This window comes from Wolbachia endosymbiont of Cylisticus convexus, assembly GCF_003344345.1.
The window spans coordinates 1-6,487 of record NZ_QPIP01000110.1 but is presented as its reverse complement, the minus strand read 5'-3'; the positions used below and the strand labels follow the sequence as shown (position 1 = coordinate 6,487).

The 6,487-nt window shown below is 35.1% G+C and carries 2 protein-coding genes and 4 pseudogenes; all 6 read left to right on the top strand.

The features are described from left to right. Nucleotides 1–280: 280 nt before the first annotated feature. The 6 genes and pseudogenes from Wcon_RS08555 to Wcon_RS08530 all read left to right on the top strand — a co-directional run bounded on the left by Wcon_RS08555 (nucleotide 281) and on the right by Wcon_RS08530 (nucleotide 6,465). Complete coding sequence (locus Wcon_RS08555) at nucleotides 281–1,942, top strand: recombinase family protein (RefSeq protein ID WP_237350122.1); 1,662 nt, start codon at nucleotides 281–283, stop codon at nucleotides 1,940–1,942. Then, nucleotides 1,933–2,325 (top strand): annotated as a pseudogene (locus Wcon_RS08550) (hypothetical protein); the annotation flags it as partial. The gene Wcon_RS08555 and the pseudogene Wcon_RS08550, both read left to right, overlap by 10 nt. Nucleotides 2,326–2,509: 184 nt before the next feature. Beyond that, nucleotides 2,510–2,991: pseudogene (locus Wcon_RS08545) on the top strand (hypothetical protein). Between the two features lie 13 nt (nucleotides 2,992–3,004). Continuing rightward, a pseudogene (locus Wcon_RS08540) lies at nucleotides 3,005–4,435 on the top strand (ankyrin repeat domain-containing protein). Continuing rightward, nucleotides 4,432–6,248: pseudogene (locus Wcon_RS08535) on the top strand (phage terminase large subunit family protein). Before Wcon_RS08540 ends, Wcon_RS08535 begins: the two co-directional pseudogenes overlap by 4 nt. Next, complete coding sequence (locus Wcon_RS08530; protein WP_114517794.1) at nucleotides 6,241–6,465, top strand: gpW family head-tail joining protein; 225 nt, start codon at nucleotides 6,241–6,243, stop codon at nucleotides 6,463–6,465. The pseudogene Wcon_RS08535 and the gene Wcon_RS08530 overlap by 8 nt, the downstream one beginning before the upstream one ends. The last annotated feature ends 22 nt before the right edge of the window (nucleotides 6,466–6,487 follow it).

Below are 6,487 nucleotides of genomic sequence, written 5' to 3'. Positions count from 1 at the left end.
CACCTACGACAATGTTGCCAACAATTTAAAACTTGAAAAAAGTATTTCCAGAAAACTTTTATGTCCAAAAGTAAGAGCTCCATTTATTTATGACGCTAATGACGAACTAATTATCAGCTTTAATGTAGTGGATTAATAATGAGCATATTATTTAAATGGAATGTTATGAACAGTAAAGAAAGATTTGCCATACGAGTTAGTTATGAACCTGATAGGTTGGCAGAGGTATATTTATTAGACGCCTACACAAAATTAATGCCAGTGCTAAAGTATTCAGTAAATGCAAATAAAAAAGAACTTCAAGGAGGATCAAATGTTAACAGTAAGCTTATATGCAAGAGTTTCTTCAGAAAAACAAGTACAAGAGAATACGATTGCAAGTCAACTTTCAGCTTTAGAAAATAAAATTAAAGCAGATGGGCATGAATTGCTAGATGAACATAAATTCGTTGATAATGGCTATAGTGGATCTAATTTAGTTCGTCCTGCCTTAGAAAAATTACGTAATAAAGTAGCAGAAGGTAAAATTGACATAATCTATATTCATTCTCCTGATCGTTTATCGCGTAAATATGCATATCAGATGGTTTTACTTGAAGAATTACAGAAAGCAAAAGTAGAAGTAATTTTTTTAAATAATCAGATTAATGATAGTCCAGAAGCTCATTTATTGTTACAAATGCAAGGTATGATAGCAGAATATGAACACACAAAGATTACTGAAAGATGTCGTCGAGGAAAAATTTATGCAGCTAAAAAAGGTAGTGTAAATGTAATGTGTAGAGCTCCTTACGGCTACCGTTATATAAATAAACAGATGGAAGGAGGGCAAGCTCGGTTTGAAGTTCATGAAGAAGAAGCGGAAGTGGTTCGTAAGCTATTTTCTTGGATAGGCAGAGAAAGAATGAGTGCTGGAGAAGTATGTCGCCAGCTAAATACCATGTCTATCATGTCAGCGAAGGGAAAATGCTGGAATAAAGGCACGCTTTGTGGTACACTAAAAAATCCTGTCTATAAAGGACAAGCAGCTTTTGGTAAAACAAAGGTAGGTGCAAAGCTGCCGCAAATAAGACCATACAAACATTCCTGTGAACAACCTAAAAAGAATAGTTCTACCTATCGTGTTGAAAGGGAACATTGGATTTACATTCCAGTACCTAAAATAGTTGATGAAGATTTGTTTGATATAGTTCAAAAGCAATTAGCTGAGAACGCAAAAAGGCAAAGAGCAAGACAAATAGGAACAACTAATCTATTGCAAGGCTTATTGGTATGCAAGCGTTGCCAGTATTCTTATTATGCTAAAAGATATGGCAAGTCTCAAAAAAAATGTTATCGTTGTATTGGCGCAGATGCTTACCGTTTTGCTGGTAATAAGATTTGTAATAGTAAAACAATTCGTGCTTCTACATTAGAGACAGCTGTGTGGGAAGAAGTTAAAAGCCTATTAAAAAATCCAAACAGAATTTTAAAGGAATATCAGCGTAGGCTTTCAGAACTTCAAAAATCACCATGTGATCAAATAACTGATTCACTTAAAAAACAAGATGATAAGCTGAAACAAGGCATTTCAAGACTTATTGATAGCTATACTCAAGGGTATATTAGCAAAGAAGAATTTGAACCACGAATTAAAGCAGCAAAACAGAGCTTAAAAATAGTTGAAGAGGAAAAGAAAAAAATATTCAATCGAAAAAATCTACAACAAGAATTAACTCTCGTTGTAACCAATTTAGAAGAGTTTTTTTCCAATATTAAATCAAAGCTTGATGATTTAGATTGGCTAACTAAACGTAATGTTATCAGAATATTAGTTAAGCGAATTGAAGTTGATATTGAAGAAGTAAATATAGTGTTTCGAGTAAAAGATATATCTCATTCTACAGAACATAACAATGAAAAAGGTCAAAATTTACAACATTGTCGTAGTAGTCAGTATTAAGCAGTTTGGTTGCTGCAAATATAGTATGGCCTTTATTACTGTATGTAGAAGGTGGTATTAATAGTGTACAGAAGTTTTACCAGAACGCTTTGATTAATAACGTAGGGCTATCACTACTTGTAGGCTCGAGTATACTTGCACTATCAGTGATATTCCTTGGACTACATTACTACAGAAAAACAAATTGCACAAATCTTGTATATTGTGAGGAAAGAATTGAACCAGAAAAAGTTAATGGAAAGTTCATTGAGGAAATAAAGGAAGCAAGGACAAAAGTGCTTGAAGAAAACCATAGTAAAGATGCTAAATGCAGCAGTTTAACGCTAGAGCAAGTAGTGGTTGAATCTCATAACTACAAAGATGTAATTTATAGTATTAGTTGAAAGAACTTTTATAGACAAATTTCACTATATAAAAAGAAAGCAGCTATAAACCGGAGTACTCCGCTTTATGCTAGTAAAATATCTCTAAAATATTGGCAAGTATAAACAGGTAGGGAATTGCTGATACTGGCAAAACCTTTTCAGAGACTCAAGAAGAAAACTCGTAAAAAATAGGCAAAAAAAAGTGAAAATCACGCAAACAGAATGGGCAAGAGAGATAGGAGTATCAAAGCAATATGTCTGTTATTTAGTAAAAAAGGAATAGTTAAGTTGGAGGATGGTTTGATCAATAGAGAACAAGCAAATGAAGCAGTAGCGGCAATAAGAGATCCAAGTCAGCCACTGAGGAGGAAAAATCCAGAAAACGAAAATACAAGTAACCTTTCCACGATGTTGCTAAAAACTAGAATAAAAAATGAAATGGAACGAGGTAAACTGCTTGAGGCAAAGGCAAAAGCTGAGATTGGTGAACTTGTAGCAGTAGAGGAAGTAAAGCGCGAAGCATTTAATGTAGCAAGAGTTGTCCGTAATAATTTGCTTAATATTCCGAATAGAGTTTCAGCACTACTTGCATCACTGAGTGACACTGAAAAGATTCATATGGCGCTAACCGAAGAGATTACAAACTCATTACAAGAATTATCTAACACTAAATTTCAAATATAAAAAGATTTTGAATATAAAATGGCTAAGTTTAGAGTTAATAAAATGTCTCATCAATCAACCGGGAGTAGATGTTAATGTCAGAGGATTAAATGGAAAGACACCACTACATTGTGCTATAGAATTTAAGCATGGTGGATCTGCTGCTTACGAAAAAGAATATTAATCCTTTTGTAGAAGATAATGATGGTTCTTGATTACGCCAAAGAAGGGAAAAAAGCAGAAATATTGAAAGCGCTAATTAATAACAAATACGGATCAGAACAAGATAGTTTACTTCACTTAGCTGCAATGATAGGTGAAATTAATGCCGTTAGATATTTAATAAGAAAGGGTATTGATGTTAATGTACGAAATGCTCTGCATCATACTCCATTACATCTAGCAGCAGGGATAGGACATGCAGAAGTTGTAAAGATTTTGATAAGAGAAGGAAAAGCTGAAATAGATGTCTTTGATGCACGAACCAATGCACTATGCAGTTAATAATAAAAAGTTAGAGATAGTAAAGTTACTGCTGAAGCTTGGAGCAGATGTAAATAGTGCACGCATGGGACAAAACTCAATACCTGTTCATATAGCTGTAAGTAATACTAATTACGATGAAAGAGATTTATGTCTTGATATTCTGAAATGCTTAATAAAGGAGCCTAATGCTCAAGTCAATTTGCAAGACTACGAAAATAGAACACCACTACATTACGCTGAAAGACTTAAAACAATAGAAGTTTTACTAACGCGAGAAGATATAGACCCTCTGGTAAAAGACGATAGCGGTAAGACACCATTTGATTACGCTAAACCTAAGATAAAGAAGGCTTTGATGAGTAATAAATACGGTTCTGAAAAGAATAGTCTACTACATTTAGCTGCACAAAGAGGAGTTGTAGATACAATTTTAAAAGAAGAAATCGATATTGATATTGTAAATAATAAAGGTCTATCACCGATTTACCTTGCTGCAGAAAAAGGACATTTACATGTAGTAAAATTACTACTGAAAAAAGGAGCAAACTATACACCTGTTTTGCACTTAGCAATCAAGTCAAATAGTTTAGAATTACTAAAAGTTTTATTTAATGAAAAAAATGGAGCGTTACTCTGCAGAGATACCGTTGTTAATTTTCCAACCCTTCATAATAAATATATAGCACAGAGAGAAATAGCAGATAAAAGGATGAAAAAACATAATAATATTATCTGCATCTGTATTACAGTTAGCGCAGTAGCAATGGCAGCATATATAGGTTTAACAGCAGCAACAATAAGCAGTGCAATCATTTTTGCAACAATAACAGGGATATTTGCGCTTGTTGTAGCAATAATGGTAAGTGAGATGAGCAAAAGATATATAGAAAAGGAATTTCAGAAAAAGATGTTTATGGAATTGGAGGAGTGTAGTTCTACTGTTAATGATGTTGCAATTGTGAGTAGATGCAGACAATGATATACGCAACATCATTTTCTGAAGGTTTAGACCAGATCCGCAACTTAAAGTATCAGAGTGGGCGAATGAGTATCGAGTTTTAGCCCCAACTGCAGCATCAGAGCCAGGTAAATGGAGAACAGAGAGAACGCCATACCTTAAAGAAATCATGGATTCACTTTCTCCGTCCTCACCAGCAGAGAAAATAGTATTCATGAAAGGAGTGCAGATTGGGGGAACAGAAGCAGGAAATAATTGGATAGGTTATATTATAGATCAGACTCCTGGCCAAATGTTAGTAGTACAGCCAACAGTTGAAGTGGGAAAACGTTGGTCAAAGGGAAGATTTGCGCCGTTAATAGAGAGTACGCCATGTTTAAAAAGTAAAGTAAAAGACCCAAGGTCAAGAGACTCAGGCAATACTGTGCAGAGTAAGGAATTTCAAGGTGGAATAGTAGTAATAACCGGAGCAAACAGCAGTGTAAGCCTCCGATCTATGCCAGTAAAATATCTCTTTCTTGATGAAATAGACGCCTATCCAGGAGACTCAGGTGGAGAAGGAGATCCAGTACTGCTCAGTATTGCTCGAACTAATACATTTGCACGGCGAAAGATTTTTTTAGTATCAACACCATGGAATAAGCAGAATTGAGAAAGAATTTGAAGCAACAGATAAGAGATATTTTTTTGTACCATGTCCGCATTGTAATTATTACCAAATATTAAAATGGTCACAAATAAAATGGGAAGATAAAAATCCAAATACAGCACACTATATATGTATAGAATGTGGTAAAAAGATAGAAAATCATCAAAAGACAGAGATGCTTGAGCGTGGAGAATGGAGGCCTACTAATAGAGTAAAAGGTGAGAAAAAAGGATTTCATCTTTCAAGTCTTTATAGTCCAGTTGGCTGGTATAGTTGGCAACAAGCAGTAGAGGATTTTCTCCATGCAAAGGAAAGTGAACAATTACTAAAAGTTTGGATAAATACCACTTTAGGAGAAACTTGGGTAGACAAAGGAGAAGTACCGATTGGAAGCAATTATTTAACAGGAGAGAATTTTTTCCCGTAGGCACAGTACCAAAAGGCGAAGTAGTTCTCACAGCAGGAGTAGATGTTCAAAAAGATCGTTTAGAAGTAGAAGTTGTAGCCTGGGGAAAAGGCAGAGAAAATTGGTCAATAGACTACCAAGTATTTGAAGGAGATACAGGAGGTAGGGAAGTATGGGGAAAGCTTTCAGAATTACTTAATCATCATTTTATCGGTGAAAATGGTCTTGAATATATGATAAGCATGATGGCAGTTGATGCAGGGTATGCAACGCAGGAAGTTTACAACTGGGTGAGAAGTCATCAAGGATCTGGAAGAGTAATGGCAGTGAAAGGTGTAAATAAAGCCCTAGTGCCACTTAGCAGCCCAAGTAGAGTTGATATAACAGTTGGAGGGCAAAAGCTGAAAAGAGGAATAAAGCTCTGGCCAGTAGGAGTATCGATATTAAAGTCAGAGCTTTTTCAATTGCTTAATATTTTAAAAGAAGGTGAAGAAGCTCCAGTAGGATACTGTCATTTTCCGGAGTATGCACCTGAATATTTCAAACAGCTAACGGCAGAGCAATTAGTCAGCAAGGTAGTAAAAGGCTACACCAAACAAGAGTGGCAAAAGGTAAGAGAAAGAAATGAGGTACTAGATTGCCGGATTTATGCCAGAGCTGCATCTATTGCACTTGGGATTGATCGATGGCCAGAGAGTAAATGGAATAGTTTGAGTGGAAAAATGGAAAGTAAAAAGCCTAAAAAAGTAAGACAGAGTAAGTGGTTGGAAAATGTATAACGAAGAGTATTTGTCTCAAGTTGAACAAGCAATAAAGAAGCTACAAAGTGGAGAAAGAGTAGTATCAATTGCATATGGTGACCATGTTGTCCGTTATGCAGAAGTAGATATAAATGATTTATTGAATTTAAGACAACGAATTAAGGCTGAGTTAAAAGTTGCAGGTATGAAGCCAAAGAGGAAAATTGTTTTTTCAACGAGTAAGGGGATCATATAATGATAAAAATCGTTGAAAGGAA